Annotated in this window: 26 protein-coding genes; 17 read left to right on the top strand and 9 right to left on the bottom strand. The window is 63.6% G+C overall.

The genetic code is table 11. The features are described from left to right. Window positions 1–24 precede the first annotated feature (24 nt). Window positions 25–1,269 (top strand): lipoprotein-releasing ABC transporter permease subunit, encoded by a 1,245-nt coding sequence (locus IEX85_RS08460; protein WP_188860156.1) that lies wholly within the window; start codon window positions 25–27, stop codon window positions 1,267–1,269. Continuing rightward, window positions 1,262–1,948, top strand: a complete 687-nt coding sequence (lolD, locus tag IEX85_RS08455) for a lipoprotein-releasing ABC transporter ATP-binding protein LolD (protein ID WP_188860155.1) — start codon at window positions 1,262–1,264, stop codon at window positions 1,946–1,948. Before IEX85_RS08460 ends, lolD begins: the two co-directional genes overlap by 8 nt. A gap of 99 nt (window positions 1,949–2,047) precedes the next feature. Here lolD and IEX85_RS08450 read toward each other — a convergent pair whose 3' ends face one another. Further along, window positions 2,048–2,578, bottom strand: a complete 531-nt coding sequence (locus IEX85_RS08450; RefSeq protein ID WP_188860154.1) for a DUF2062 domain-containing protein — start codon at window positions 2,576–2,578, stop codon at window positions 2,048–2,050. A 251-nt stretch (window positions 2,579–2,829) separates the two neighbouring features. Between IEX85_RS08450 and IEX85_RS08445 the strand changes: the two genes are divergently transcribed. The 6 genes from IEX85_RS08445 (at window position 2,830) to kdsB (ending at window position 8,348) form a co-directional block, all read left to right on the top strand. After that, a complete protein-coding gene (locus tag IEX85_RS08445; protein ID WP_188860153.1) occupies window positions 2,830–5,046 on the top strand; it encodes a DNA internalization-related competence protein ComEC/Rec2 in 2,217 nt (738 codons plus the stop codon). Window positions 5,047–5,323: 277 nt separating this feature from the next. After that, window positions 5,324–5,944: a MotA/TolQ/ExbB proton channel family protein gene (locus IEX85_RS08440; protein ID WP_188860152.1), complete on the top strand. Its 621-nt coding sequence runs from the start codon at window positions 5,324–5,326 to the stop codon at window positions 5,942–5,944. A 21-nt stretch (window positions 5,945–5,965) separates the two neighbouring features. Then, window positions 5,966–6,382 (top strand): ExbD/TolR family protein, encoded by a 417-nt coding sequence (locus IEX85_RS08435; RefSeq protein ID WP_188860151.1) that lies wholly within the window; start codon window positions 5,966–5,968, stop codon window positions 6,380–6,382. Next, window positions 6,382–7,371, top strand: a complete 990-nt coding sequence (gene lpxK, locus IEX85_RS08430) for a tetraacyldisaccharide 4'-kinase (protein ID WP_188860150.1) — start codon at window positions 6,382–6,384, stop codon at window positions 7,369–7,371. The genes IEX85_RS08435 and lpxK overlap by 1 nt, the downstream gene beginning before the upstream one ends. A gap of 9 nt (window positions 7,372–7,380) precedes the next feature. Next, window positions 7,381–7,584, top strand: coding sequence for a Trm112 family protein (locus tag IEX85_RS08425; protein ID WP_188860149.1), 204 nt, complete (start codon window positions 7,381–7,383; stop codon window positions 7,582–7,584). After that, window positions 7,581–8,348, top strand: a complete 768-nt coding sequence (gene kdsB, locus IEX85_RS08420; protein ID WP_188860148.1) for a 3-deoxy-manno-octulosonate cytidylyltransferase — start codon at window positions 7,581–7,583, stop codon at window positions 8,346–8,348. Before IEX85_RS08425 ends, kdsB begins: the two co-directional genes overlap by 4 nt. 81 nt (window positions 8,349–8,429) lie before the next feature. Here the strand turns inward: kdsB and IEX85_RS08415 are convergent, their stop codons facing one another. Genes IEX85_RS08415 through IEX85_RS08405 form a run of 3 tightly spaced genes read right to left on the bottom strand, consistent with a single transcriptional unit; the run spans window position 8,430 to window position 11,470 of the window. Then, window positions 8,430–9,929 (bottom strand): DHA2 family efflux MFS transporter permease subunit, encoded by a 1,500-nt coding sequence (locus IEX85_RS08415; protein WP_188860147.1) that lies wholly within the window; start codon window positions 9,927–9,929, stop codon window positions 8,430–8,432. Then, a complete protein-coding gene (locus tag IEX85_RS08410; protein WP_229721845.1) occupies window positions 9,929–11,002 on the bottom strand; it encodes an HlyD family secretion protein in 1,074 nt (357 codons plus the stop codon). Before IEX85_RS08410 ends, IEX85_RS08415 begins: the two co-directional genes overlap by 1 nt. 30 nt (window positions 11,003–11,032) lie before the next feature. After that, a complete protein-coding gene (locus tag IEX85_RS08405; protein WP_188860146.1) occupies window positions 11,033–11,470 on the bottom strand; it encodes a MarR family winged helix-turn-helix transcriptional regulator in 438 nt (145 codons plus the stop codon). Window positions 11,471–11,636: 166 nt separating this feature from the next. On the opposite strand from IEX85_RS08405, the gene dnaX reads away from it, so the two are divergent. From dnaX to IEX85_RS08375, 6 genes are all read left to right on the top strand, one after another. After that, window positions 11,637–13,670 (top strand): DNA polymerase III subunit gamma/tau, encoded by a 2,034-nt coding sequence (gene dnaX / locus IEX85_RS08400; protein WP_188860145.1) that lies wholly within the window; start codon window positions 11,637–11,639, stop codon window positions 13,668–13,670. Between the two features lie 15 nt (window positions 13,671–13,685). Next, window positions 13,686–14,009 carry a YbaB/EbfC family nucleoid-associated protein gene (locus tag IEX85_RS08395; RefSeq protein ID WP_188860144.1) on the top strand — a complete coding sequence of 108 codons (324 nt, stop codon included), beginning with the start codon at window positions 13,686–13,688 and terminating at the stop codon, window positions 14,007–14,009. 4 nt (window positions 14,010–14,013) lie between these two features. Further along, window positions 14,014–14,613 (top strand): recombination mediator RecR, encoded by a 600-nt coding sequence (recR, locus tag IEX85_RS08390; RefSeq protein ID WP_188860143.1) that lies wholly within the window; start codon window positions 14,014–14,016, stop codon window positions 14,611–14,613. A 7-nt stretch (window positions 14,614–14,620) separates the two neighbouring features. Further along, window positions 14,621–15,796 (top strand): ribonuclease D, encoded by a 1,176-nt coding sequence (rnd, locus tag IEX85_RS08385; protein WP_188860142.1) that lies wholly within the window; start codon window positions 14,621–14,623, stop codon window positions 15,794–15,796. A gap of 209 nt (window positions 15,797–16,005) precedes the next feature. Then, window positions 16,006–16,293, top strand: a complete 288-nt coding sequence (locus IEX85_RS08380; RefSeq protein WP_188860141.1) for a YcgL domain-containing protein — start codon at window positions 16,006–16,008, stop codon at window positions 16,291–16,293. Window positions 16,294–16,295: 2 nt separating this feature from the next. Further along, window positions 16,296–16,757: a YcgN family cysteine cluster protein gene (locus tag IEX85_RS08375; protein ID WP_188860140.1), complete on the top strand. Its 462-nt coding sequence runs from the start codon at window positions 16,296–16,298 to the stop codon at window positions 16,755–16,757. A gap of 592 nt (window positions 16,758–17,349) precedes the next feature. On the opposite strand, the gene rpsA is transcribed toward IEX85_RS08375, so the two are convergent. After that, window positions 17,350–19,029, bottom strand: coding sequence for a 30S ribosomal protein S1 (rpsA, locus tag IEX85_RS08370; RefSeq protein ID WP_188860139.1), 1,680 nt, complete (start codon window positions 19,027–19,029; stop codon window positions 17,350–17,352). A 249-nt stretch (window positions 19,030–19,278) separates the two neighbouring features. On the opposite strand from rpsA, the gene IEX85_RS08365 reads away from it, so the two are divergent. Beyond that, window positions 19,279–19,602 (top strand): hypothetical protein, encoded by a 324-nt coding sequence (locus IEX85_RS08365; protein ID WP_188860138.1) that lies wholly within the window; start codon window positions 19,279–19,281, stop codon window positions 19,600–19,602. A gap of 47 nt (window positions 19,603–19,649) precedes the next feature. Here IEX85_RS08365 and IEX85_RS08360 read toward each other — a convergent pair whose 3' ends face one another. Then, entirely contained in the window at window positions 19,650–20,420 is a 771-nt protein-coding gene (locus IEX85_RS08360) for a hypothetical protein (protein ID WP_188860137.1), read from the bottom strand. A gap of 10 nt (window positions 20,421–20,430) precedes the next feature. After that, complete coding sequence (locus IEX85_RS08355) at window positions 20,431–22,515, bottom strand: carboxy terminal-processing peptidase (RefSeq protein ID WP_188860136.1); 2,085 nt, start codon at window positions 22,513–22,515, stop codon at window positions 20,431–20,433. Window positions 22,516–22,664: 149 nt separating this feature from the next. Here IEX85_RS08355 and IEX85_RS08350 point away from each other — a divergent pair, with 149 nt between their 5' ends. Both IEX85_RS08350 and IEX85_RS08345 read left to right on the top strand, forming a co-directional pair. Further along, window positions 22,665–23,177 carry an FKBP-type peptidyl-prolyl cis-trans isomerase gene (locus IEX85_RS08350; RefSeq protein WP_229721844.1) on the top strand — a complete coding sequence of 171 codons (513 nt, stop codon included), beginning with the start codon at window positions 22,665–22,667 and terminating at the stop codon, window positions 23,175–23,177. Between the two features lie 14 nt (window positions 23,178–23,191). Beyond that, window positions 23,192–24,493 (top strand): M18 family aminopeptidase, encoded by a 1,302-nt coding sequence (locus tag IEX85_RS08345; protein WP_188860135.1) that lies wholly within the window; start codon window positions 23,192–23,194, stop codon window positions 24,491–24,493. A 178-nt stretch (window positions 24,494–24,671) separates the two neighbouring features. On the opposite strand, the gene IEX85_RS08340 is transcribed toward IEX85_RS08345, so the two are convergent. Together IEX85_RS08340 and IEX85_RS08335 are read right to left on the bottom strand one after the other, a co-directional pair. Further along, window positions 24,672–24,938 carry a hypothetical protein gene (locus IEX85_RS08340; RefSeq protein WP_188860134.1) on the bottom strand — a complete coding sequence of 89 codons (267 nt, stop codon included), beginning with the start codon at window positions 24,936–24,938 and terminating at the stop codon, window positions 24,672–24,674. 265 nt (window positions 24,939–25,203) lie between these two features. Then, the gene (locus IEX85_RS08335) at window positions 25,204–26,145 is read right to left on the bottom strand and encodes a sodium-dependent bicarbonate transport family permease (protein WP_188860521.1); all 942 of its coding nucleotides are present in this window, start codon (window positions 26,143–26,145) and stop codon (window positions 25,204–25,206) included. Window positions 26,146–26,242 lie beyond the last annotated feature (97 nt).

The following is a 26,242-nucleotide window of genomic DNA, read 5'->3' as shown; positions in this document are numbered from 1 at the left end:
GGCGCCTGTGGTTTAATCCGGCGAATGTTCAGACCACTTTCCCTGTACGTGGGGTTGCGCTACACCGGTGCCAAGCGCAGCAACCACTTCATCTCGTTCATCTCCCTGGTGTCGATGCTCGGGCTTATGCTCGGCGTGGCGGCGCTGATCGTCGTGCTGTCGGTGATGAACGGCTTCGATCGCGAGCTCAAGGAACGCATCCTGGGCATGGTCCCGCACGCCACCATTTCCGGTTACGGCGAACCGCTGCAGAACTGGCACGAGCTGGCGTTTCGCATCGGCAAGAACCCCAAGGTGCTGGGAACTGCGCCGTACATTCAGGCCCAGGCGATGCTGACCCAGGGCGGGCGGGTGCACGGCGTGCTGGTCTACGGTATCGACCCGGCGCGCGAGCCCAACGTCTCGATTATCGGCCAGCATATGCGCCAGGGCAGCCTGGCTGCGCTCGGTGAGGAGCGCTTCGGCATCGTCCTTGGCGCTTTGCTGGCACGCTCGCTGGGCGTTTCTGTCGGCGACAAGGTGACACTGGTGCTGCCGGAGGCCTCGGTGAGCGTCGCCGGCGTGGTGCCGCGGCTCAAGCGCTTCAGCGTCGTCGGCGTGTTCGAGGTGGGTGCCGAACTCGATGCGGGACTCGCCTATATCAATATTCACGACGCCGCCGTGATCAAGCGCCAGGGCGACGCCGTGGACGGTATCCGGCTGCGCTTTGCCGACCTGTTCGAGGCCCCGGGGGAAGTCCGGCACATCGCCGCCGATCTTGGCGGCAGCTACCTGGTGAACGACTGGACGCGCAGTCATGGCAACCTGTTCCAGGCGATCCAGATGGAGAAGCGGATGATCGGTCTGCTGCTGTTCCTGATCGTTTTCGTCGCGGCCTTCAATATCGTGTCGACGCTGGTGATGGTGGTGACGGACAAGAAGGCCGACATCGCCATTCTGCGTACCCTTGGCGCGACGCCGGGACGCATCATGCGCGTCTTCATGGTTCAGGGCTCGCTGATCGGCGTCGTCGGCACGCTGCTCGGTACCGGTCTCGGGGTGTTGCTGGCGCTGACGGTAACCGATGCCGTGGCCTGGCTCGAGCGGGCGCTGGGAATTCAGTTCCTGTCGGCGGACGTCTATTTCATCAGTTATCTGCCGTCGCAGCTGCAGTGGCCGGATGTCTATCTTATCTGCGGTGCGGCGCTGTCGATCAGTTTCCTTGCAACCCTGTATCCGGCGTGGCGGGCGTCGCGTACCCAGCCGGCGGAGGCGCTGCGATATGAGTGATCTCGTAATGCTGGCGCAGGGCGTCGACAAGGTCTATCGCGAGGGCGGCAGTCAGCTGCAGGTGCTCGATCAGGTCCGGTTCGAGGTGGCGCCCGGCGAGCGGGTGGCGATTATCGGCAGTTCCGGCTCCGGCAAGAGCACCCTGATGAACATCCTGGGCGGGCTGGACAAGCCTTCCACCGGGCAGGTTAAGGTCGGCGGCGAAGACCTGTATGCCGTTTCCGAGCGCAAGCGCTGCGAGATTCGCAACCGGGTGCTCGGCTTCGTGTATCAGTTTCACCATCTGCTACCGGAGTTCACCGCGCTGGAGAACGTTGCCATGCCGCTGCTGATACGTGGCACCCGGGTCGCCGAGGCGCGGGCCCTGGCGGCCGGTATGCTCGAGGCGGTTGGGCTTGGCGCGCGCATCAGGCACAAGCCGCCGCAGCTCAGCGGTGGTGAGCGTCAGCGTGTGGCGATTGCGCGTGCGCTGGTGACGGAGCCTGCCTGCGTGCTGATGGATGAACCCACCGGTAATCTCGATCGGCACACCGCCGCAGAAGTGCAGGCGCTGATGGACGATCTCAATACACGCACCGGCGTGTCCTTTATCGTCGTCACCCACGATACCGACCTTGCGGCGCGGATGGATCGCCAGCTCGAACTGCGCGACGGCAAGCTCTTTCCCATCACCGCGTAGGGTGTCGGTAAGCGGAGCGCACCGCACCATTAAGTCGGTATCGGCCGGTATCGATCGGTGCGCATCGCTTCGCTCAGCAGCACCCTACGCGGCTGTTAACTACCTTTCGTCTTTCTTCTTCCTGGCTTCCGCGCGCCGTTTCCAGCTGCGGTTGACGTGCCAGATCCAGAACAGCTGCACCGTGGCGTAGCCGAGCGCCGCGAAAAAGATCCCGCAGATGACCGAACCCAGCAGCAGCGGCCACCAGACCGCGGCGATTTCCGCGCCGACTGTCGACAGCGAGAGCTCGAACTCGACGTGCTCGACGGGTGCGCCGAGCAGGAAGGTGCCCAGGGAATAGGTGAAGTAGAAGATCGGTGGCATGGTCAGCGGATTGGTCAGCCACACCAGGCCGACCGAAATCGGCAGGTTCGAGCGCGCCGCGACCGCGATGATCGCGGCTACCAGCATCTGCAGCGGTATCGGCAGGAAGGCGCAGAAGATGCCGACCAGGGCCGCCCGGGAAACCGATTTACGGGTGAGGTGAAACAGATTGGGGTCGTGGAGATGATCACCGAGCCAGCTCAGGTGCCGATGTGAACGCACCCGGTGCGCGTCTGGCATGTACTTCTTGATCAGCTTTCGGGGCATGAATTCGGCTTGCTGGACTGGAGTGACGCGCAGGGAGCCGGAGCTCGACGCGCTAGACGCGCTATATTATGCCAGAGGCAGCGATGAAGGGAACCTGCGATTGCCCCTCCCCGTGGCGGTGCTTTGCCGCGCATCCGGGAGCGGATGCGTTTTGCTGAGCGGCGCTCTGGCAGCGTGGCAGGCCCGTCGGAGCCGGGATTGGCTCTCGCCGCTGTCGGGATCTCCCGGAATGGAATCACAGGAGGTCAGGGATGATCTTCTACACCGCCGGCATTCTGGCCGGCGCCTTTTTGCCCGAGCTGCCGCAGGGCTGGCTCTGGCTCGCGGCTGCGCCGCTGCTTCTCTTCGGGCCCTGGCATCGCCAGGGCACCGCATTCTGGCTCGGGTTGCTGCTGGCCATCAGTTACGGTCACTGGCAGCTTTGGCACCGGCTCGATCCGCAAACCCAGGGACGCGATCATCACCTGACCGGTATCGTCTCGGGGCTGCCGACCGAGACCGGTGGCGTGCAGCGTTTCGAGCTGAAGGTGCTGGATGCCGGTGGCAGCCGCGTACGTCGCGTGCGCCTGGGCTGGTATGACGGTACCGACAGGCTGCGCCCGGGCGACCGGGTGCGGCTTAGGGCGCGTCTCAAGCCGCCCCGGGGGCTCTGGAATCCGGCGGCGTTCGACTACGAGCGCTGGGCGCTGGCGCGGGGCATCGACGCCACCGGTTACGTTCGCGGCGAGTTGGTGCGTCTGAACGCCGCGCCAGGCGTCGACCGCCTGCGTGCTGCGCTTGCCGCGAGACTCGACGCCGGGTTCGCCGACGCCGCAGTCGCGGCGCTTGCGCGGGCGCTGTTGCTGGGCGACCGGCGCGGACTCGAAGAGCCGGACTGGCGCCGGCTGCGGCGCACCGGCACCGTCCACCTGCTGGTGGTCAGCGGCCTGCATATCGGCATCATCCTGGGCGTCGGCTGGCTGCTCGGACGTGGGCTTTGCTGGCTTTGTCCCAACCGCTGGCTCGGCGGCCTGGGTTCGCGCCTGTTGCCGGTGGTGCTGGCATTGCTGTTCAGCGGCGGCTACGTGCTGCTGGCCGGCGCGGGGCTGGCGACGCAGCGAGCCTGGATCATGGCGGCTGCGCTGTTGCTATCGGCGTTCTGGTTGTGGCCGCTGTCGGCCTGGAGGCGCTGGTGGCTGGCGCTTGCCCTGGTGCTGACGCTGCAGCCGCTGGCGGTGCTCGACGCCGGTCTCTGGCTGTCTTTCGGTGCGGTGGCGGTGCTGTTGCTGCTGGCAGGGGAGCGTGGCAGACAGCCGCTCTGGCGTCGACTGCTGCGCGCCCAGCTGGCGATCTTCTGCCTGATGGCGCCGCTGCTGCTGGGGGTTTTCGGTGAGCTGTCGCTGATCGGGCCTGTCATCAATCTGGTGGCGATTCCGCTGTTGCCGCTGCTGATTCTGGCGTTGGGGCCGCTGCTGCTGGCTTTATGGGCGGGCATCGCCTGGCCGGTGATCGGATACGAGTGGCTGGTGGGCTGGCTCTGGAGTGGGCTCGGGGCGCTGGCCTCATGGCCGGGTGCGGCGCTGTCGCTGGCGATGCCGCACGGGCTGCTGCTGGCGCTGGCGCTGCTGGCGGCGGCCGTTCTGACGCTGCCGTTGTCCTATCCGGTCAGGCTGCTGACGCTTTCGATCTGGGGGCTGGCGCTGTTTGCGGTGCCGCCGGTTAAGGGCGAGCGGGGCGGTCTGCGGGCATGGGTGTTCGACGTCGGTCAGGGGACCGCGGTGCTGGTGGAAAGTGATGGCCGTCGGCTGCTATACGACACCGGGCCCGGTTATCTCAGTGGGTCCACCGCGCTCGAGCGCTCGGTGCTCCCGCTGCTGCGCCGCGACGGCGTGCGCCGCCTGGAGCGGCTGGTGGTCAGCCATGCCGACAACGATCATGCCGGCGGGCGCCGGTACCTGTTGCGTCGGCTGAATGTGGTTCGGCGCCAGTCCGGCAGCGCCAGACTGCAGGCCCGGGAAGGCTATGACGCCTGCCGGGCAGGGGAGCGCTGGCGCTGGGGCGATACGCAGTTTCACTATCTGCACGGTGGCGGTGGCGGCGATGAAAACGACAGCTCCTGCGTGCTGCTGATCGAGTCCGAAGGCTGCCGCCTGCTGCTGACCGGCGATATCGGCGCCGGCGTCGAGCGGGGCCTGGTGGCGGCGGGCCTGCCGACCGTCACCTGGCTGCTCGCCTCCCATCACGGCAGCCGCAGCTCGTCGACCGAGACCTTCGTGGCGGCAACCCGGCCAGAGGCGGTGCTGTTCAGCGCCGGCTATCTCAATCCCTACGGCCATCCGGCGCCGGAGGTGGTCAGGCGCTTCGAACGGGAGGGCAGCCGGCTACTGACAACCGCACACACCGGCGCCATCGAGCTGACCGTTGAAGACGGCGAGTGTCGCGCGCGGACCTGGAGGCAGGCGAGGAAGCGGTATTGGTCAGGATGGTGAGTGGTTAGTGGTTAGTGGTGAGGCGTTAGGCGTAAGGGGCGTCGTCCGACAGACATGTAGGAGCTCGCTCCGCGAGCGAACCGAAGATTGGCAGCATGCTGCAAGGCTGTTCGCCCACAGAGTGGGCTCCTACGTCCGCTGTGTGGGAGCTGTGCCCAGCATGAAATGGTCGCGCCTCACGCCCATATTCAGTCTCCCGGCTTCCCTGTGGTAGAGTACCCGGCACCAGGGATGACCGGGCATGCGCCATTGTCGGTCAAGTTGAAGAGGATTTAGGGTGTTCGAACTTCTCAAAGCCGGCGGCTGGCTGATGGTCCCCATTGCAGCCTGCTCTGTACTGTCACTGGCGATCTGCCTTGAACGCTTCTGGGTGCTGCGCACCTCGCGCGTTGCGCCCCGCGGGCTGCTGGCCGACATCTGGTCGCGCATGCAGGGCAAGGCGCTCACCGCAGCGGAAATGCGCGAGATCCGCGATCAGAGCCCGCTTGGGCGCATCATGGTGGCGGGGCTCAACAATGCCCGTCACGGTCGCGAGGTGATGAAGGAAAGCATTCTCGAGGCCGCCAGCCAGGTGATCCACGAGCTCGAGCGTTTTCTCAATGCCCTGGGCACCATTGCCGCGATCACGCCGCTGCTGGGGCTGCTGGGTACCGTTATCGGCATGATCAAGGTGTTCACCGAGATCATGGCGCAGGGTACCGGCAATGCATCGGTGCTGGCCGGTGGTATCTCCGAGGCGCTGCTGACCACCGCCGCGGGTCTTGCCGTGGCTATCCCGACGCTGATCTTCCATCGTTACTTCCAGCGTCATGTCGATTCGCTGGTCAAGGAAATGGAGCAGGAGGCGGTCAAGCTGGTCGAGGTCGTTCACGGCGAGCGCGAGGTCGATTATGTCTGATTACGCTGCAGGCCTCGTGCTGTGAAGTTCGAACGCCGCCGACAGGAAGAGGTCAGCGTCAATCTGACGCCGCTGATCGACGTCGTATTCCTGCTGCTGATCTTCTTCATGGTCTCGACCACCTTCACCCGCGAGACCCATCTCGAGGTCGATCTGCCGGAGGCCAGTGCCGAGCCCGGCGAGGCATCGCGTGATCTGCTCGAGGTGCTGGTGAATGCGCAGGGGCAGTACAGCATCAACGGCAAGCCGCTGGTCAACAGCGAACCGGATACGCTGCGCAAGGCGCTGCAGCAGGAGGCCGGCAGCGATCGCGATCAGCCGCTGCTGATCACCGCCGATGGCGCCACGCCGCACCAGTCGGTGGTCACCGTCATGGATGTGGCCGGTCAGCTGGGCTTCGTTCATCTCAGCATCACAACCCAGGAGCCGGCCGACTAGTGCTGGTCAGGGCCTGGTACCGGGGCAGCGCCTGGCTGCGCCTGCTGAGGCCGCTGGAGTGGCTGTTTCGTGCGCTTGCCAGGCGCCGGCGCCGCGGCTTCGAACAGCATCCGGAGCGCGTCTGGCAGCCGCCGGTGCCGCTGATCGTGGTCGGCAATATCACCGTTGGCGGTACCGGCAAAACGCCACTGGTGCTGTATCTCGTCGACTGGGCAAGGCGCCGCGGCCTGCGGCCCGGCGTGGTCAGTCGCGGTTACGGCGCGAGGCCGCCGACCCGTCCCTTTGTCGTGCGCCCGGACGGCGATGCCGGCGAGTGCGGCGATGAGCCGCTGCTGATTGCCGGACGCAGCAACTGTCCGCTGGTGATCGATCCGGACCGTGCCGCGGCGGCGCGCTTTCTGCTCGAGCATTTCGACTGCGATCTGATCATAAGCGACGACGGCCTGCAGCACTACGCGCTTGGCCGCGACGTCGAGATCCTGGTGCTCGACAGCGAGAGAGGGCTGGGCAATGGCCGCTGCCTGCCGGAGGGGCCGTTGCGGGAGCCGCCGCAGCGCATCGGCGAGGTCGATCTGGTGGTGGTGAACGGCGGTGGCGAATTCTGCCCCGACGGCGCGCACCGGATGCAGCTGACGCCATCGGAACTGGTCTCGCTGCGGGACGGCAAGCGCTGCGCGGCTGTCGACTGGACGGGCGGGCGTCGCGTGCACGCCGTGGCCGGAATCGGCAATCCGCAACGTTTTTTCGAAACCCTGCGTCAACTGGGATTCGATCCGGTGCCGCACAGCTTTGCCGATCACCACGCCTTCGGCGAGCAGGATCTGGTGTTCGACGAGCGGCTGCCGCTGATCATGACCGAGAAGGACGCGGTGAAGTGTCGTCACCTGGCGCCGCCGGACAGCTGGTACCTGCCGGTCGAAGCGAAGCTGACGCCGGAATTTGAATCGGCGCTGGCATCGAAGTTAAATACTGATATTTGTACCAACTGAGAGTTGAACATGGACAAGAAACTGCTCGATATACTGGTGTGCCCGGTGTCCAAGGCGCCGCTGCACTATCACCGGGAAACGAACGAGCTGTTCTGCAGCGCCAGCGGTCTTGCCTATCCGATCCGGGACGATATCCCGGTGATGCTGGAGACCGAGGCGCGCAAGCTGACCGAAGACGAGCGTGAATACCTGAGAAAGCAGGCCCGAAAATGAGTTTCAGCGTCATTATTCCGGCCCGTTACGGGTCCAGCCGTTTTCCCGGCAAGCCGCTGGCGGAGATCGCCGGCAAACCCATGGTGCAGCACGTCTACGAGCGTGCCTGCCAGAGCGATGCCGGCCGGGTGCTGGTGGCGACCGACGACGACCGTATCGCGGAGGCTGCGCGCGGCTTCGGCGCCGAGGTGTGCATGACCTCGGCCGATCATCCGTCCGGCACCGACCGTCTGCAGGAAGTGGTGAGCCGGCTGGGATTTGCCAGCGATGAGATCGTCGTCAACGTACAGGGCGACGAGCCGCTGGTACCGCCGTCGATCATCAATCAGGTGGCGGCCAACCTCGCCGCCAATCCTCAGGCCGGTATCGCCACGCTGTCGGAGCCGATCGAGGACGTGGAGGGCATGCTGAACCCGAATATCGTCAAGGTGGTGACGGACCGCTTCGGCATGGCGCTGTATTTCAGTCGCGCGACCATCCCCTGGCCGCGGGACGCCTTTGCCGCGGGTCAGGCGCGCGATCAGCTGCCGGAAGGCTTCGCCTGGCAGCGTCATATCGGCATCTACGGCTACCGTGTGCAGCTGCTGAATGATTTCGTGCAGTGGCCGCCGGCAGCGATCGAGTCCACCGAGTGTCTGGAACAGCTGCGTGCGCTCTGGAACGGGGCCCGCATCCACGTCGCCGAGGCGCTGGAGCTGCCGCCGCCCGGCGTCGACACGCCGGAAGACCTGGAGCGTCTGCGCGCGCTGCTTGGCGATGGCTAAGCACCTTTCTACGCTTATCGCGCCATCACCCTGATGGTGCGGTTCGCTTCGCTCACCGGCACCCTACAAACGCTTCACGCTTCACGCCTCACGCACAGCGCGCTTCTGCGACTGCATCAGCGGCAGTAGCAGGAGGCCCGAGAGCGTCACCCAGATCATCAGGCGAAAATCCTGCAGATAGGCCAGCGACTGTGCCTGGCGCGTGACTTCCTCGTTCAGTGCCGTCAGGCCTGCGGCGCTTCCCAGGTCCCAGACGCCGGCTTCGACGGCCTGGCGAAGCGGCAGGCTGAAGTCGGTGATGTAGGTTGCGAATGCAGCATGGTTGGCCTGGGTGTTGTGCGACAGCAGCGATATCATCCAGGCGATGCCGATGCTGCTGCCGATATTGCGCATCAGGCTGAACAGCGCGGTGCCCTCGTTGCGATACTCCCTTGCCAGGGTGACGAACGCCAGGGTGCTCAGCGGCACGAACACCAGTCCCAGGCCGAATCCCTGCACCAGGCCCGTGCGCACCAGCGCCGCCTGGCTCACATCCGGCGTGAAAAAGGTCATTTCCCACAGCGAAAACGCCACCATTAGCAGGCCCGTGCCGATGATGTAGCGGCTGTCGACCCGCTGCCCCAGGCGCCCGGCGATCATCATGGCCACCATGGTGCCGATGCCGCGCGGGGCGAGCACCAGGCCGGTGGCCATCACCGGATAGTTGGCCAGGTGCTGCAGGTAGGGCGGCATCAGGGCCATGGTCGCCAGCAGTATGATGCCGACGGCGAAAATCGTTACCAGCCCGAGGCTGAAGTTGCGATCGCGAAAAATGGCCGGATTGATGAAAGGGTGCTTGTGCGTGAGGCTGTGCGCCAGGAAAAGATAGGCGCACAGCGCTGCCAGAGACAGCTCCACGATGACCTCGGTCGAGTCCAGCCAGCCCAGCAGTTCGCCGCGGTCCAGCGCCATCTGCAGCGAGCCGATCGCCAGTGCCAGGAAGCCGAAGCCGAGCAGGTCGAAGCGGCGTTCGCGGTCGATGGGCGTTTCGTCGACGAACAGCCAGAGCCCGAGCCAGGCGAGAATGCCGAACGGCAGATTGATATAGAAGACCCAGCGCCAATTGTAGTATTCCGTCAGGTAGCCGCCGAGCGTCGGGCCCAGAATGGGGCCGACCATCACGCCGACGCCCCAGAGCGCCATCGCCGAGCCGTGCTTTTCCGGCGGATTGCTGTCCAGCAGCACGGCCTGGGACAGCGGCACCAGTGCGGCGCCGAACACGCCCTGCAGCAGGCGAAACAGCACCATCTGCTCCAGTGACTGGGCGGCGCCGCAGAGCATCGACGTGACGGTAAAGCCGATGACCGAAACCAGGAACAGGCGCTTGCGGCCGAAGCGGGCGGCGAGGAAACCGGTCAGCGGCATGAAGATGGCCGCGCCGACGATATAGGAGGTCAGCACCCAGGAGATCTGGTCCTGAGTGGCCGACAGGCTGCCCTGCATGTTGGGCAGGGCGACGTTGGCGATGGTGGTATCCAGCGCCTGCATGATGGTGGAGAGCATCACCGTGACGGTGATCAGCAGGCGTTTACGCTCCGTCATCACGAGCACAGGCTGGGCAGCCGGCAGCGTGCGCCGGTGTCGACTTCGACCAGCGCGCTGAGACCGGCGCGCAGCTGTGGTCCGGCCGACTCCTTGTCCAGGCGGATGCGCACCGTGACGCGCTGCGGAATCTTGACCCAGTTGCCGGTGGCGTTCTGGGCTGGGATTACCGCGAATTCGGCGCCGGTGGCCGGGCTCAGACTCTCGACGGTTCCGGCCCAGTGATGGTCGGGAAAGATGTCCAGGCGAATGTTGACCGGCTGGCCTTCGCTGACGTGGGTGAGGTCGGCTTCGATGAAGTTCGCTTCGACCCAGATGTCGTCACCGATCAGGACCGCGGCGGCTTTGCCCTGGGTGATGTACTCGCCGGGCTCGGGCAGCTGGCTGACATGGCCGCTGAACGGCGCCCGCACTTCGGTACGCGCAAGGTCCAGGCGTGCCTGCTCCAGTTCGGCGCTGGCAACACGGTAATCCGGGTGCTGCTCCAGCGGCCGGCCCGGGCCGCCGGCGAGTTCTGCGGCCAGGCGTCTGAGTTCGAGTTCCAGCGTGGCCTTCTTCTGTCGCGCCATATCGGCATTGTGGCGGGATTCATCCAGCTGCGACTGGGATACCGCGCCCTTGCGCGCCAGCTGCTCCTGGCGTCCGGCTTCGCGCTGCCAGAAACCGAGGTCGGTATCGGCCTCGCCGATCTCGGCCTGTTTCTGGCGATAGCTTTCCTGCAGCGCCTCGAGTTCCGTGCGCACGCCGGCAAGACGGGCATCGGCGCGCTGCAGGGCGGTTTCGAAAGCGGCGGGGTCGATGCGAAACAGCACATCGCCGCGCTCGACACTGTCGTTGTCCCTGACCAGCACTTCCTGGACGCGGCCGCTGACTTCACTGCTGATCGGCGCCTTGTTGGCTTTCAGGTAGGCGTTGTCGGTCTCGACGAAGCGCCCGCCTGACAGGTAGAACGCCACTGCCACACTCACTACCAACAGCGGAATCGCCAGCATCAGCGCGATGCGACCGCGAAACCGTTTGCGGTCCACGGCTTCCGGGTCGGAGGTGGGGATTGATTCTTGGATATCGCTCACGGGATCGGCTCCCTGTTCGTGTCTGTCGTTTCAGTCGTTGATAAGGTTGCTGCGCATCAGCTCCAGCGCCGATAGCAGTGCGTCCTGCTGCGCCTGGTCCAGCCCCGCCAGCATCCGGTCGTAGACCTGCTGTCCTAGCTTGCGTATTTCTCTCAAAGGTTCCTGCGCCGCCTCTGTGATATAGAGGCGGTGGGCGCGTCTGTCCTGGGGGTCGGGCCGGCGTTCGACCAGAGACTGCGCCTGCAGCTGATCGACCAGCCGGGCCAGTGTCATGGGCTGGATCTCCAGGCCTTCCGCCAGCTCGACCTGGCGACGCCCCTCGAAACGGGCGATGTAAACCAGCGCCCGGGCCTGGGCATAGGTCAGCCCGCTCTTGCTGTCGCATTCCTGAAAACGCCGGCGCATAAGTCGGGTGGTGTCGGCAAGCAGGAAGCCCAGGTTGCTGCTGGCCGGGTTCTTTGGAGGCATGTCGGGTCCGTGAAATTTAGTAAGCTATGCTTATTATATGTTTGGCTTGCTAAATCTCAACCCCGCGGCGGGCTATACGCGCCTGCGGCGCCGTTATTCGCTGGCATGGCGGCGTCCCAGCCGGTAGCATAGGCGCCAATCTACAGAAGTCGGTATCAGGGCTACGATGAGCTATCAGGTTCTGGCGCGGAAATGGCGCCCGAAACGATTCCAGGAGATGGTGGGGCAGGAGCACGTGCTGAAGGCGCTGGTGAACGCGCTGGACGACGACCGCCTGCATCATGCCTATCTCTTTACCGGCACGCGTGGCGTGGGCAAGACGTCCATTGCCCGGCTGTTCGCCAAATCGCTCAACTGCGAAACCGGCGTGTCGTCAGACCCCTGCGGCCAGTGTAGCGCCTGCCGTGAAATTGCCGAGGGGCGCTTCGTCGATCTGATCGAGGTGGACGCCGCATCCCGCACCAAGGTGGAGGATACGCGGGAGCTGCTGGAAAATGTCCAGTACGCGCCGACCCATGGCCGCTACAAGGTGTACCTGATAGACGAGGTGCACATGCTGTCCACGCATTCCTTCAATGCGCTGCTGAAGACGCTGGAGGAGCCGCCGCCGCACGTCAAGTTCCTGTTGGCGACCACCGACCCGCAGAAGCTGCCGGTGACGATCCTGTCCCGCTGTCTGCAGTTCAACCTCAAGAACCTTATTCCCGAGCGGATCGTCGAGCATCTGCAGTTTGTCCTCGGGCAGGAGAATATTGCCTACGAGGAGCCGGCGCTGTGGCAGCTGGCGCGCTCGGCGGACGGTTCGATGCGCGACGCCATGAGCCTGACCGATCAGGCGATCGCGTTCGGCGCAGGGCAGGTCACCGCCGCCGATGTTCAGGCGATGCTGGGTACCATCGATCAGCGGCTGGTGTACCGGCTGGTGGAAAGCCTGGCGGCCCAGGACCCGAAGACGCTGCTGGCGGCGGTCGAGGAACTGGCTCGCTTCTCACCGGATTACGCCAGCGTGCTCGGCGATCTGATCAGTCTGCTGCACCGCATTGCCATTGCCCAGGTGCTTCCCGACGCGGCTGACAACAGCCTTGGGGATCTTGAGCAGGTACTGGCGCTGGCGCAGTCGCTGACGGCCGAGGATGTGCAGCTTTATTACCAGATCGCGCTGATGGGGCGGCGTGATCTGCCTTTCGTGCCGGATGGTCGCGAGGGGCTGGAAATGGTGCTGCTGCGCATGCTGGCGTTTCGTCCCGCGGACGCAGAGCCCGGGGGCGCGCCTGCGCTGTCGGCGTCCGTGACGCCGGAGGCGAAGCCTGCCCCTGTCGCGCAGGCGTCTGCGCCCGCTGCCGGTCTATCGAAGCCGGCGCCCGCGGCGCAGCAGCCTGCGCCGGACGTCGGTCTATCGAAGCCTGTACCGATGCATCCGCCCCGTCAGCCTGCGTCCGAAGGCAGGGCTGAAGCGGCGCCTGAAGTGCCGGCGCCCGCAATCCCGGATTCCGATCCGCCGCCCTGGGAGCTGGATAGCGGCCCAGGGGCGCAATCTGTTCCTGATCTGCCGCCGGCGCCACCTGAGTATGACGAAGCTGATATCCCGGCTTATGATGAGGGCGAAGCCCCGGGAGTGGCTGGCGGAAAAAAGCCTGAACCGCCTCCGTCTGCGCCTGTAACCGAGGCGCGCCGGCCTGATGCGGTGCCCGGGGTGCCTGCCGCCGCAGCGCCACCGGCGCAAGTCGAGACTGCGCCGGCGCCCGCGGGGCCTGCTGTCGACGCCCCTGATCCTGCGCCGCAGTCGGAGCGGCTGGTGCTGGAGCGGCTGCGTGCCGAGGATTGGGTCGCGCTATGTCACGGCCTGGGCCTTAGCGGCATGACCGCAAGCCTGGTGGCGAACCTTTCGCTCGACTCGGTGCAGGGCGGGGTGTTGCGCTTCCACTATACGGCGCAGCAGGAAGCGCTGCTGAGCGAAACGCAGCGGGATCGTATCCGTCAGGCGCTGCGCGATTATTTTGATCCCTCAGTTGAGGTAGAATTCGAGGTTGGCGTCCAGCGCTTCGAAACGCCGCACCAGTACCAGCTGCGCAAGCGTCAGGAACGTCAGGCGCAGGCGGTTCGCGCTATCGAGCAGGACCCGTTGGTGCAGGCGGTGCTGTCTCAGTTCGACGCCAGTATCGACCTGGAAAGCGTTATCCCGGTCGAAGCAGATCAATAGTGAGAGGAAAGTGAAATGATGAAAGGCATGGGCAACCTGATGAAGCAGGCCCAGAAAATGCAGGAAGATATGCAGCGGGTGCAGGAAGAGATTGCGCGTGCCGAAGTGACCGGCGAGTCCGGCGCCGGTCTCGTGCAGGTGGTGATGAACGGTCGTCACGACGTCAAGCGCATCTCCCTCGACGACAGCCTGATGGGAGAGGACAAGGAAATTCTCGAGGACCTGGTGGCAGCCGCCGTCAACGATGCGGTGCGCAAGGTCGAAACCAGCACCAAGGAAAAGATGGCCAAGGTAACCTCCGGCATGCAATTGCCGCCGGGTTTCAACATGCCGTTCTGACGCCATGTCCTTCAGTCCCCTGATTCAGCAGTTGATCAAGGCGCTGCGCTGTCTGCCCGGTGTCGGGCCCAAGTCGGCGCAGCGCATGGCGCTGCATCTGCTGGAGCACGATCGCGAGGCGGCGCTGGAGCTCGCCGGCGCGCTGCGCGAGGCGGTCGAAAAAGTCGGCGAATGCGAACGCTGCCGCACCCTGTCGGAGGATCCGCTGTGCGCCGTCTGTGCATCTAAAAGCCGCGACCCTTCGCTGCTGTGCGTGCTGGAGTCGCCTGTCGACATGCTGGCCATCGAGCAGACCGGAGGCTTTGGCGGCTATTACTTCGTGCTCAAGGGGCATCTCTCGCCGATCGATGGTGTCGGTCCGGAAGATCTGGGCATCGACCGGCTGCTCGACCGTCTCGACGTCGGCGAGGTCAAGGAGGTGATCCTGGCGACCAATCCCACCGTCGAAGGGGAGGCCACGGCGCACTATATCGCCGAGCAGGTGCGGGAGATGGGTATCCGTGTCAGTCGGATTGCCCATGGCGTGCCGGTGGGTGGTGAGCTCGAGTTTATCGACGGCGGTACCCTGGCCCACGCGCTGGCCGGACGGCGCAGCCTGATCTGAGGTAGGCATGACCGAAACGAATGGATACGACTGGCAGCTTCTGGAGCGGGCCGCACAGCAACCGGTGCGGGTCGATACCGATGGCGACCTGGCGCGGCTCTGCCAGTACTGGCGCACGCTGCCGATGGTGGCGCTGGATACGGAGTTTCAGCGGGTCGATACTTTCTACCCGATTCCGGGGCTGATTCAGCTGGCGGACGACAAGCGCTGCTACCTGATCGATCCGCTTTCGATCGGGGATTTCGCGCCGCTGGCGGCGCTTTTCACCGACGAGTCGGTGTTGAAAGTGCTGCATGCGAGTTCCGAGGACCTCGAGCTCTTTCTGCACAGCCTTGGTGTACTGCCGCGGCCGCTGTTCGACACCCAGGTGGCCGGAGCCTATGTCGGCTGGGGCTTTACCATGGGGCTGCAGCGCATGCTGGAGCACGCGCTGGGGGTGCAGATGGGCAAGGCGGAGACGACCTCCGACTGGTTGCAGCGACCGTTGACGCAGGAGCAGGAGCGCTATGCGGCGCTGGATGTGGCCTATCTTCCGGCGGTCTGCCTGCAGCAGCGGCAGGAGCTGGAACGCCGGGGTATGACCGCCTGGCTGGCCGAGGAGATGGAGGCGCTGCTCGACAACGCTGTCGACCGGGATCCGGAAGGCTGGCGCTATTATCTGCGTTTCAGTCAGATGGCCGCAGTGCCGCCGCACAAAATGGCGGCGCTGCGCGACCTGGCAGCCTGGCGTGAGCAGGTCTGCCGGGAGCGGGATGTGCCGCGCAACCGGGTGTTGCGCAACCAGCAGTTGCTCGAGATCATCAATCGCTGGCCGCGCAATCTGGATGAGCTGACCCGGGTGCCCGAACTCAAGCGGCGGGTGGTGCGCGAGGACGGTCAGGCCATTCTCGAAGTGCTGCAGCGCGCCGTGCTGGAGCAGGGGCAGCGGCCGGTCGAACCGATCCCGAAGCCCTTGCACGTGATCTGGAACAAGCGCCTCAAGCGGCTCAAGGCGATTGCGCGCGAATGCGCGCAGCAGCTCGATATGGCGCCGGAAGTGCTGCTGCGCAAGCGCGACCTGGAGGCGCTGGTGCGTTCGCGGGACGAAGCTGGCGACTACCACCTGCCGGAGGGTTTGCAGGGCTGGCGCCGCGAGGTGGTGGCTGAGCGCCTGCTGGCGCAGTTGCGTCAGTTCGAACAGTAGGGTGGGTGGAGCCGCGCTGGTACCTGCTACCGTTGTGCAGTGATGGTATCGCGGCGCAACCCATCATGGGTGCCTACGCTGCCCTGAGGAGTTTGTTAGGGTGTGATGCATGGGATGCATTAACGCCAGGTAATCCGGCACGGGTCTTTGGCAATGGAAAGACATCGTGTCACGACACCCGCAGGGCGGGTGAGTAGCGGTAATTAACGATGAAGATTTGCAGTATTTTCAAAAGTTCGCGCAAGGATGAAATGTACCTTTACGTCGACAAGCGCGATCAGCTGAAGCGGGTGCCCGAGGCGTTGCTCGAGATGTTCGGCCGTGCCGAGCATGTGATGGATATGCCGGTTACCGCTTCGCGCAAGCTGGCGCGTGTCGACGTCGAAAAGGTGCTGGCGGGGATCGACGAGAAGGGGTATTACCTGCAGATGCCGCCCCCCAAGGAGGAGTATCTGCTGGACCTGTTCCGGGATCGCCCCGTAACCGGGGTGCGTTGAAGGTGGCGCAGGAGGTGTTCTGGCGCAGCAAGGCGCTGGAAGAAATGTCGGCGCAGGAGTGGGAGTCGCTCTGCGACGGCTGTGCACTCTGCTGTCTGCACAAGGTGGAAGATGAAGACACCTCGGAGGTGTTCTACACCACGGCGGTCTGTCACCTGCTCGATCTCGACAATTGCCGCTGCACCGAGTACGAGAACCGCTGCACGCTGGTGCCATCCTGCGTCAAACTGCGGCCCGAGGATGTCGCCGAGTTTCACTGGCTGCCGCGCACCTGCGCCTACCGTCTGGTGTATGAGGGCAAGGATCTGCCCGAGTGGCATCCGCTGATCAGTGGTCGTGCGGAAAGCGTGCGCGAGGCGCACGCGTCGGTGCAGGACTGGTACGAGGTCCGTGACAACGAAATCACCGACGAAGACCTGATCGATTACGTGATCCTGGACGACCGGGAAGTGGGTAAGTCCTGAGTCGTTAGGTTTTATCTGTGCTTGACCGGATCCGCGATCGGAGGATGGGCGCCGGCAGTGCAAGGGCGTCTGTCTGAACCTTTGGCGCTGTTCGTGGGCATCGCGTAACCCGTCAAGTCGATAGCAGTACAGATCGATCGGTGTTGGGTTACGCGCCTTCGGCGCTAGACCCAACCTACAAGAGCGTAACCCGTCAAGTTGGTCGCGGTAGAGATCGATTGGCGTCGGTTGGCGAGGTACGTTCCCGGCCCCCTCGGTGTTGGGTTACGCGCCTTCGGCGCTAGACCCCAACCTACAGCGAGCCGAAAGGCTGGTGGTGACCCGGGAATTGCCGGTCTGCTTGCCATCATTCATCGGCATACCCACGAACGCATCGTCATTCCCGCACACTCATCGTCATTCCCGCAAACACATCGTCATTCCCACGTAAGCACCGTCATTCCCGCCTGAGCGCCGTCATTCCCGCGAACGCGGGAATCCATACACCCGGGAGCGACTGCTTCCCCGCTTGCGCCGGAATGACGGCACAAAAAAGGAGCGCCGAAGCGCTCCTTTTTGTGACCAAGAGTCTCTGCCCGGAAGGCAGGGGTTCTTAGTTGTTTTTCAGCATCTGCTGCTTGATCAGTTCGCCGATGGTGGTCGGACCTGCGGTCTCGACTTCCTGGTTGCGAACGGCTTTCAGAGCTTCTTTCTCTTCAGCCTGATCTTTGGCGCGGATCGACAGGTTGATGTTGCGGTTGCGACGATCAACGTTGGTGATCTTGGCTTCGACGGTTTCACCGACCTTCAGGAAGGTGGTGGCGTCGTCGATGCGCTCGGCGGCCAGCTCGGAAGCCTTCAGAGTGCCTTCGATGCCTTCAGCCAGTTCGATGATGGCAGCTTTCGGCTCGACGGACTTGACGGTACCGGTAACGATGGTGCCCTTGTCGTTCGCCAGGACGTACTCGCTGAACGGATCGCTCTCGAGCTGCTTGATGCCCAGGGAGATGCGTTCTTTCTCGGCGTCGATGGACAGGATGACAGCGTCGACTTCCTCGCCCTTCTTGAACTGACGCAGAGCGCCTTCGGCGTCGGCTTCCCAGGTGATGTCGGACATGTGCACCAGGCCGTCGAGATCGTTGTCCAGGCCCACGAAGATACCGAAATCGGTGATGGTCTTGATGGTGCCGGAAACGCGATCGCCAGCAGCGTACTGCTCAGCGAAGGAGATCCACGGGTTTTCGGTGCACTGCTTGATGCCCAGGGAGATGCGGCGACGCTCTTCGTCGACGTCCAGGATCATCACTTCGATCTCGTCGCCGATCTGAACGACCTTCGACGGATGGATGTTCTTGTTGGTCCAGGACATTTCGGACACGTGAACCAGACCTTCGACACCGTCTTCGATGGAAGCGAAGCAGCCGTAGTCGGTCAGGTTGGTGACGCGAGCCGGTACCTTGCTGCCAGCCGGGTAGCGGGACTTGATCGCTTCCCACGGATCTTCGCTCAGCTGCTTCAGGCCCAGGGAGATGCGGCCGGTTTCCTTGTCGAACTTGATGATCTTGACGGAGATCTCGTCGCCCGGGGTCAGCATTTCGCTCGGGTGGGAGATGCGCTTCCAGGCCATGTCGGTGATGTGCAGCAGGCCGTCGACGCCACCCAGGTCGATGAAGGCGCCGTAGTTGGTCAGGTTCTTGACGTAACCCTTGGCGACCTGGCCTTCTTCCAGAGTAGCCAGCAGCTCTTCACGCTGAGCGCTGTTGGCTTCCTGCAGAACCGCGCGGCGCGACACAACGATGTTGTTGCGCTTCGGATCCAGCTTGATCAGTTTGAATTCCAGTTCCTTGCCTTCCAGGTGGTCGACGTCGCGAACCGGGCGCACGTCAACCAGGGAGCCCGGCAGGAAGCCCTGGATGTTGTTGATGCTGACGGTGAAGCCGCCCTTGACCTTGCCGCTGATGTAACCCTTGACGGTCTCTTCGGCTTCGAATTTGGTCTGCAGTACTTCCCAGGCTTCGGCGCGCTTGGCCTTTTCGCGGGACAGGCGGGTTTCGCCGAAACCGTCCTCGACCGCTTCCAGGGCAACCTTGACGGTATCGCCGACCTGGATTTCCAGTTCGTTGGCGTCGTTCAGGAACTGCGCGCGGGGGATGATGGCTTCGGATTTGAGGCCTGCATTCACGGTGACCCAGTCGCTGTCGATGTCGACAACTTCACCCATGACCAGGGTGCCGGGGGTCATGTCTACGTTCTGCAGGGATTCTTCAAATAGTTCAGCAAAGCTTTCGCTCATGAAATCGTCCTATGGTAAGTCGGCGGCCCTTTCATTGATCGGGGCTGCTCGAGCTTTCTATACCGTCAGCTGTATAGGGTCAGGTTTAACACTTTGGCGATGCTGGCAACCATGGCTGACGGGCGGCCGGTCATCGCAATAAGGGAGGCGTATTATACAGCTAATGACAAGGTGAAGATAGCGTTCCGAGGTCAGATGTCGTTATAATTGGCACCTGAATCAACAAAGCAGAGTGTGTACCCGAAGTAGATGACCAACACCGATCTCGAGGCTCAGATAGCCAAGCTGCAGCAACTTGAAGCCAATATCGAAGCCAGCAAGCGTGAGCGAATCGAAGAACTCGCAGCCGAACGCGACCGCAAGTCCGAAGAATTCGTATCTGATCTGCGTGAGAAAGCACGCCTGAAACAGGAGCGTGAACAGCAGCGTCAGGAAGAAATCAACCGTATCCAGGAAGAGCAGAAGGCCGAGCTGGCGCGCAAGCGTGAAGCCAAGGCCGCTGCCAAGAAAGCCCGTGCCGAAGCCAGGAAGGCCGAAGCGCTGGCGCGTCTGGCTGCGAAAAAGCCCGGCTGAGGGCCGGCCGAACGGCGCTGTGCGCGGCCGTCAGCCAGGCGGATATGCTAGAGCGTTGACTCCAGGGCCTTGCGCAGCGCCAGCTGGCAGGGTTCCAGTACGGTTTCAAGGTCGCGTCGCAGTGGTGCGGTCAGCAGACTGCTGTCGCCCGCGCGCAGGTATTGCGCAACCATCCGCTCTTCGCTAGCCGAATTGGTGGCGATTTCGGCTGCGTCGCCGACACAGAACGCGAACCCGGGTAGCTGTCTGTTGACGATGACGTCGCGATCGACGCTATCCACCATCAGTCGGTGCTGTCGCACGAATCGACGGTATTCTTCCGCCGATGCGGCCGCCATGATCTCTATCCGCAGGTTGGAAAAGCGTTCGGCTTCGGGCAGGCGGCCGAGGTAGGTCCTGAGGTCGGTCTCGACCCGCCGGACTTCCTCGTCGAAGGTTTCCGGTGCGAAGCGCTCGTTGGTCTGGCGGTACTCCTGGAGCTCGGCGACCTGTTGCCGCAGCTTTTCCAGATCCTCTTTCAGCGCGCGGTTCTCTTCTATCAGCCGATCCTTGTCCTGCATCAGGCCGTAGATCACCCTTTGCGTCGGCGTCAGTTCGTCATCGGCAAAGGTCGCCGGCAGTTGCAGCGCCCCCAGCTCTCCGACCGACTCGCTGTACGGGGAGTGCGATGACATGCCGAAGCCGAACTGCTCGAGATCTTCGAGGTTGTCCCGGTGTTGCGTCTGCATGCTGCTGTAGGCGATGTAGCCCCCGGTGCCGAGGGCTGCGGCCAGAATCGCGGCGCCGAGCAGTTTCAGGTTTTTCTTGCTCGAGGGCATCGAGGCTCCCTTACTGCTTGGCGGTCGCGGAGAAGCTGAAGGTCAGGTCGACCATGTCGAGAAGGATGCGGCCTGTTTCGGCCAGCTGCGCCTCGGATTCCGGGCTGATGGGGCGTCCCAGTTCGTCCTTTTCCAGTTCGTCGTCGAGCTCTGACAGCGACGACAGGGGCGGTTCCTGTTTCAGTGCGCGCCTGCGGTTCTGGGCGTCGAGCTGCCACTGGTCGGCCTCGTCGCGTTCCTTGCGCAGAGCCGCTTCGTTGAGGGGAATGAGGGCGTCCTCGCCGGCCTCCTTGAGGTGCTCCACCTGCTCGCGCATGAACATGAAGTCCGGGTCCGTCGCGACCCGCGCCTGGTGTCGTGCGGTGAGCTTGTCGAGGAAATTCTCGACCCCCAGGAACTTGCCGTGGCGGACTGCGCGCACCTGGTCCCAGGGCAGGGCGCCTTCAAGCGCGCTTTCGCCGATATCCAGCTCGTTGTAGAGGCTTGGCAGCAGAATGTCCGGCACCACGCCCTTGTTCTGGGTGCTGTCGCCGGAGATGCGGTAGAACTTGGCATGGGTCATTTTCAGCTGGCCGTGACGCAGCCCGTGCAGCGACTGAACGGTGCCTTTGCCGAAGGTCTGGCTGCCGACGACGACGCCGCGACGGTAATCCTGGATGGCGCCGGCGAAGATCTCCGAGGCGGACGCACTCAGGCGGTTGACCAGCACCGCGAGCGGGCCGCTGTAGGCAACGTCGGCGTCGAAGTCGCCAAGAATGTCGATGCGGCCGTTGGGGTCGCGAATCTGCACGGTGGGGCCGCGGCTGATAAACAGGCCGATCAGCTCGTTGGCTTCGCGCAGCGAACCGCCCCCATTGTCCCGAAGGTCGATAACCAGTCCCTGGATGTCTTCCTTGAGCAGTTCCTGGATCAGACGCTCCACGTCGCGGGTGGTGCTCTTGTAATTGGGGTCGCCGCTCTGCAGTGCGGCGAAATCGATGTAGAAGGCCGGAATCTGGATCACGCCCAGGCGATAGTTCTGGCCGTTGTAGTCGAGATCCAGTACGCGCTTGTGCGCGGCCTGTTCTTCCAGCTTGACCTTGCTGCGCACGATGCGGACTTCCTTGCGCTTCTGCCGGTCCTTGCTGTCGGCTGGAATCACCTGAAGGCGTACCACGGTATCGGCCGGGCCGCGGATCTTGTCGACGACGTCGTCGAGGCGCCAGCCGATGATGTCGACCATCTCGCCGTCATCTCCCTGGGCGACCGCAACGATTTTGTCGGCCGGCTTGAGCTGGCCGGTCTTTTCGGCGGGGCCTGCGGGGACCAGGCGCACGATCTTGGTGTATTCGTCGTCGTTCTGCAGCACCGCCCCGATGCCTTCGAGCGACAGGCTCATGTTGATCTGGAAGTTCTCCGAATTGCGCGGCGAAAAGTACTGGGTGTGCGGGTCGTAGCCCTTCGACAGCGCGTTGGCGTAGGTCTGGAACACGTCCTCGCTTTTCAGCTGTTCGCTGCGGTGCAGCTGGTAGCGATAGCGCTTGAGCAGGGTTTCGCTGATCTGTTCCGGTGTCTGGTCGGCCAGTTTCAGACTCAGTGCGGCGCTTTTCAGACGCTTGAGCCAGAGCTGGTCCATCTGTTCGCGGCTGCTGATCCAGGGGGCTTCCGAGCGGTCGCTGTCCAGCGCTTCGTCGACGTCGAAGCGCAGGTCGTCGACGCCGTCCTCGAGCTGCCCGATCATAAAGTTCAGGCGCTCGTACACTCTTTCCTGATAGCGATTGAAGATACGGTAGGCGTCTTCCAGGTCGCCGCTCCTGAGGCTGTCGTCGAGCGTCGTCCGCAGCGGTTCGAACTCGGCGATGTCGCTGGCGTAGAAGTAGCTTCTGCTGGGGTCCAGGTCCTCGAGGTACTGGTCGAGCAGCCAGCCCGAGAAGCGGTCGTCGATGCTGATGTCCTTGTAGTGCTCGCGGTCAAGCGAGTCCAGGATTTCCGTCATCGTCTGCTGGTGAATGGGCTCCGGTTCCAGTGCGGCAGGCGCGGTGCTCGCGGCGAATGCGGTCTGCAGCGACAGGGTCAGAATCAGGGGGCTGAGCAGGGATTGGATTCGGTTGAGCATCAGTTCGGTGCGTCCCAGTTTGGCCAGGGTGGGTGAAACTTGAGACAGGCGAGAAAGCCGGCAAGTTCAACCAGAGCAGTCTCTGAGTGTAGCCATCGCTCGACCTGATGTAAAATCAAGCGTTTATGCCGGAGTTTTGGAGGAATGTGATGAAGTCGGGCGGGTTGGCGATGGCGCTTGCGCTGTCGGTTGCGGTGCTGGCCGGTTGCGGTGAAGATCCCGAGGAGGCGGCCTTTCGGCAGTCGTTGAAAGACAAGGCGCTCAACGACGACAACCGGCGTGCCGGCGACGCTTTCATGACGCAGAACGCCGCCGTCGAGGGTGTGGTAACGCTGCCGTCCGGCCTGCAATACCGGGTTTTGCGCGAAGGGGTGGGCCGCAGCCCTGAAGCGGGCGGCAAGGTGCGCGTTCACTACGAGGGGCGCCTTGTCGACGGCACCGTTTTCGAGAGTTCGTACAGCGACGGCGAGCCCGTCGAGCTTTCGCTGCGCCAGGTGATTCCCGGCTGGCGGGAAGGGATGTCGCTGATGCGGGAAGGCGGCGAATGGATGCTGTACGTTCCGCCGGAGCTGGCATACGGGGCCACCAGTCCATCGCCCGATATTCCGGCGAACTCCACTCTGGTTTTCAAGGTTGAACTGCTGGACGTCATGACGCAGTAATCGGGAGCTTTAAGATGCAACAATTCAATCAGGAGCTGATGGCATATCTCGCGGCGTCGCCGACGCCGTACCATGCCGTAGCCGAAATGGCGCGCCGTCTGGAGGCGCAGGGCTTCGAGCGACTGCGCGAGGCCGACGACTGGTCGCTGCAGCCGGGAGGGCGTTACTACTCCACCCGTAACGGTTCGTCGATCATCGCCTGGCGCATGCCGGCGGCGCGCTCGCTGGCCGAGTCCGGGTTGCGGATGGTTGGCGCCCACACCGACTCGCCGTGCCTGAAGGTCAAGCCCAATCCCTCGCTGCACCGTCAGGGCTATCTGCAGCTCGGGCTGGAGGTATATGGCGGCGTACTGCTCAATCCCTGGTTCGATCGCGACCTGTCGATAGCGGGAAGGGTCAACTACAGGCGTGACGACGGCAGCCTGGGGCAGTCGCTGATCGATTTCGAGCGGCCGGTCGCGGTGATCCCGAATCTGGCCATCCACCTGGACCGCGAGCAGAACAACGGGCGTGCCATCAATGCCCAGACCTTTCTGCCGGCGATTATCGGTCAGGCCGACAAGACGGGGGATTTTCGTGAACTGCTATGCCAGCAGCTGGCGCAGCAGGGGGTGGCAAACGTTGCCGAAGTGCTGGACTTCGATCTGTCGCTCTACGATACCCAGGCGCCGGCACTGGTCGGGCTTGACGGGGAGTTTCTGCTGTCAGCGCGCCTCGACAACCTGCTCAGCTGCTTTATCGGCCTGCAGGCGCTGATCGGTGCCGGGGCCGACGAAGGGGCGCTGCTGGTCTGCAACGACCACGAGGAAGTCGGCAGCATGAGCGCGGTGGGCGCCCAGGGGCCCATGCTGCAGCAGTTGCTTGAGCGGCTGTTGCCCGAGCCGCAGGCGCGTCACCGGATGATCGCCCGGTCGATGCTGATTTCGGCCGATAACGCCCATGCCGTGCACCCGAACTTTGCCGATCGCCACGACGCCAACCACGGACCTTCCATCAATGGCGGTCCGGTTATCAAGATCAATGCCAACCAGCGCTACGCCACGAGCAGCGAAACCAGCGCCATCTACCGGCATCTGGCGGCGCAGGAAGAGGTTCCGGTGCAGGCATTCGTGGTGCGCAGCGATATGGCGTGCGGAAGCACCATCGGCCCCATCACCGCGGCGGAAATCGGGGTGCGGACGCTGGATATCGGTGTGCCCCAGTTTGCCATGCATTCGATCAGGGAAATGGCCGGTACCCGGGATGCGTGGGATCTGACGCGGGTGTTGCAGCGCTTCTTCGCCGAGCCTGAGCTGGGGATGGATCAGGAGGGTTGATGCCTGAAGCAGGGATGCTTCATGCTTCACCGCAGGCCGGTATGGGCCTGGCGCCAGTCGTTGGGTGAAGGGCGGGGGAGGGTCGGTCGGGTCGGAGCGCCGGGGCTGACAAGCAGGCCCCGGCTGCAGGGGCGGCGCTTCGGGACGGAGGGGAGCCCTTGCGCCGCCGCTCGTGCGCTTAGCGGCTGAACAGCGTCTCGAGGGTTTCGGTACGCTTCATGACGAAGGTCTTGCTCACGAAGGACTTGATTTTACGGGTTCTTTCCTGGCGTCGGGCCAGTGCGCGCTCGGCCTGCTGCTCGCGCAGCAGGCGCATGAAGTATTCGCGCTCGGTTTCGCGACGGTTCGGATTGGTGCGGGTAGCAAAATCGAATGGCAGGTAATTGAAGTCCATGGTGTCCTCCTCGGCGATCATGTCTTCGCAGATCGCCTGGGTTGTATACATTTTAAGTTGGACGCAAGAGTACCGGCTGCAAGGGCTCCGTTCAAACGAGGCTTTTTCAGTGTTTCGATGAATTATATTCACTAATTACCCATGCCCTGGATTGCCCGTGAGCTGTGGTAATGCAGCGTGGAGCCGGCAATTGGCCGGCTTTTGTGTCAGGGTGGGTTTGTAAAGCTGAGTTCATTGATTGGCTGGTGGCCTCGCAGCCGTATAGCCGGCTGGCCTTCGCCGGCTCTGCGCCAATGTCGCCTGTCGCACCCCGCGTTCAGGCGAGGTGCGTGATCAGCTGATGATACAGCGGGATGCCGATGATGACGTTGAACGGGAAGGTGATCCCGAGCGACGCCAGCATGGCCATGCCAATATCGGCGCTCGGGATGGCGGCGCGGATCGCTGCGGGGGCGGCGATATAGGAGGCGCTGGCAGTGAGGCTGGCCAGTATCAGCGCCGTGCCGACCGGCAGGGCCAGCAGCAGTGCGGCGCCCAGTCCGAACAGCGAAAGTGCGGTCGGCGCCACCAACGCGAAGATCAGCAGTCGCCACCGGGCCAGCGGGAGTGGGCGCAGCGTTTCGGCGGCGACGAGTCCCATCTCCAGCAGAAATATCGCCAGCACGGCCTTGAAGGCGCCGGTAAAGAGATCGGTGACCGCGGCACCCTCGAGCGGGCCGTAGAGGTAACCGATCAGTACGCCGCCTGTCAGCAAAACCACGCCCCGGTTGGTCAGGGTTTCATGCAGCAGGCTGGTTTTGGAGTGTTTGCCGGAATCGTCGCTGTTGAAGCGCCGAAAGAGGGCCAGTCCCACCATGATCGCGGGCAACTCCAGCAGCACCAGGTAGAGCGTTGCCTGCGGGCCCGTGACCAGATTCTGGCTTTCGACGTAGGCCAGGGCTACCGCGAAGGTACCGGCGCTGACCGAGCCGTAATGCGCGCTGATGCTGGCGCTGTCGGCCAGCGACAGCCTGACGATGGTCCGCAGAAGCGGAAATACCAGCAGCGGTATCAGGGCGCCGAGCAAGGTGATGGTCAGCAACTCGGGGACCAGTGCGAGGCTGAGCTGGCCGTGAAGTCCCATTCCGCCCTTGAGGCCGATCGTCAGCATCAGCAGCAGACTCAGGGTGTCATAGGCGGCCTTGGGTATGTTGAGGTCCGATCTCAGCAGGCCCGCAACCAGCCCGAGCAGGAAAAACATAACGACAATATCCGGCATCATCCGGTCTCCATTCGATGAGTTGGCGCGGATTTTGCCGACAAATTGGCATTGCATCTAATTAATTATTTGGCTTATATGCATAGATAAATATCTA

The sequence above is a fragment of the Marinobacterium nitratireducens genome (genome assembly GCF_014645375.1).
Classification (GTDB): domain Bacteria; phylum Pseudomonadota; class Gammaproteobacteria; order Pseudomonadales; family Balneatricaceae; genus Marinobacterium_A; species Marinobacterium_A nitratireducens.
This window is presented reverse-complemented; position numbering and strand designations above follow the sequence as displayed.

What these genes read in the sequence shown, in the direction of transcription:
- recR (WP_188860143.1), top strand. Translation starts at nt 14,014, where the DNA reads ATGTCCTTCAGTCCCCTGATTCAGCAGTTGATCAAGGCGCTGCGCTGT.
- kdsB (WP_188860148.1), top strand. Translation starts at nt 7,581, where the DNA reads ATGAGTTTCAGCGTCATTATTCCGGCCCGTTACGGGTCCAGCCGTTTT.
- IEX85_RS08405 (WP_188860146.1), bottom strand. Translation starts at nt 11,470, where the DNA reads ATGCCTCCAAAGAACCCGGCCAGCAGCAACCTGGGCTTCCTGCTTGCC.
- IEX85_RS08445 (WP_188860153.1), top strand. Translation starts at nt 2,830, where the DNA reads ATGATCTTCTACACCGCCGGCATTCTGGCCGGCGCCTTTTTGCCCGAG.
- IEX85_RS08350 (WP_229721844.1), top strand. Translation starts at nt 22,665, where the DNA reads ATGAAGTCGGGCGGGTTGGCGATGGCGCTTGCGCTGTCGGTTGCGGTG.
- IEX85_RS08415 (WP_188860147.1), bottom strand. Translation starts at nt 9,929, where the DNA reads ATGACGGAGCGTAAACGCCTGCTGATCACCGTCACGGTGATGCTCTCC.
- IEX85_RS08450 (WP_188860154.1), bottom strand. Translation starts at nt 2,578, where the DNA reads ATGCCCCGAAAGCTGATCAAGAAGTACATGCCAGACGCGCACCGGGTG.
- IEX85_RS08360 (WP_188860137.1), bottom strand. Translation starts at nt 20,420, where the DNA reads ATGCCCTCGAGCAAGAAAAACCTGAAACTGCTCGGCGCCGCGATTCTG.
- dnaX (WP_188860145.1), top strand. Translation starts at nt 11,637, where the DNA reads ATGAGCTATCAGGTTCTGGCGCGGAAATGGCGCCCGAAACGATTCCAG.
- IEX85_RS08425 (WP_188860149.1), top strand. Translation starts at nt 7,381, where the DNA reads ATGGACAAGAAACTGCTCGATATACTGGTGTGCCCGGTGTCCAAGGCG.
- IEX85_RS08340 (WP_188860134.1), bottom strand. Translation starts at nt 24,938, where the DNA reads ATGTATACAACCCAGGCGATCTGCGAAGACATGATCGCCGAGGAGGAC.
- IEX85_RS08345 (WP_188860135.1), top strand. Translation starts at nt 23,192, where the DNA reads ATGCAACAATTCAATCAGGAGCTGATGGCATATCTCGCGGCGTCGCCG.
- IEX85_RS08395 (WP_188860144.1), top strand. Translation starts at nt 13,686, where the DNA reads ATGATGAAAGGCATGGGCAACCTGATGAAGCAGGCCCAGAAAATGCAG.
- rpsA (WP_188860139.1), bottom strand. Translation starts at nt 19,029, where the DNA reads ATGAGCGAAAGCTTTGCTGAACTATTTGAAGAATCCCTGCAGAACGTA.
- IEX85_RS08380 (WP_188860141.1), top strand. Translation starts at nt 16,006, where the DNA reads ATGAAGATTTGCAGTATTTTCAAAAGTTCGCGCAAGGATGAAATGTAC.
- IEX85_RS08365 (WP_188860138.1), top strand. Translation starts at nt 19,279, where the DNA reads ATGACCAACACCGATCTCGAGGCTCAGATAGCCAAGCTGCAGCAACTT.
- lolD (WP_188860155.1), top strand. Translation starts at nt 1,262, where the DNA reads ATGAGTGATCTCGTAATGCTGGCGCAGGGCGTCGACAAGGTCTATCGC.
- IEX85_RS08335 (WP_188860521.1), bottom strand. Translation starts at nt 26,145, where the DNA reads ATGCCGGATATTGTCGTTATGTTTTTCCTGCTCGGGCTGGTTGCGGGC.
- IEX85_RS08355 (WP_188860136.1), bottom strand. Translation starts at nt 22,515, where the DNA reads ATGCTCAACCGAATCCAATCCCTGCTCAGCCCCCTGATTCTGACCCTG.
- IEX85_RS08460 (WP_188860156.1), top strand. Translation starts at nt 25, where the DNA reads ATGTTCAGACCACTTTCCCTGTACGTGGGGTTGCGCTACACCGGTGCC.
- rnd (WP_188860142.1), top strand. Translation starts at nt 14,621, where the DNA reads ATGACCGAAACGAATGGATACGACTGGCAGCTTCTGGAGCGGGCCGCA.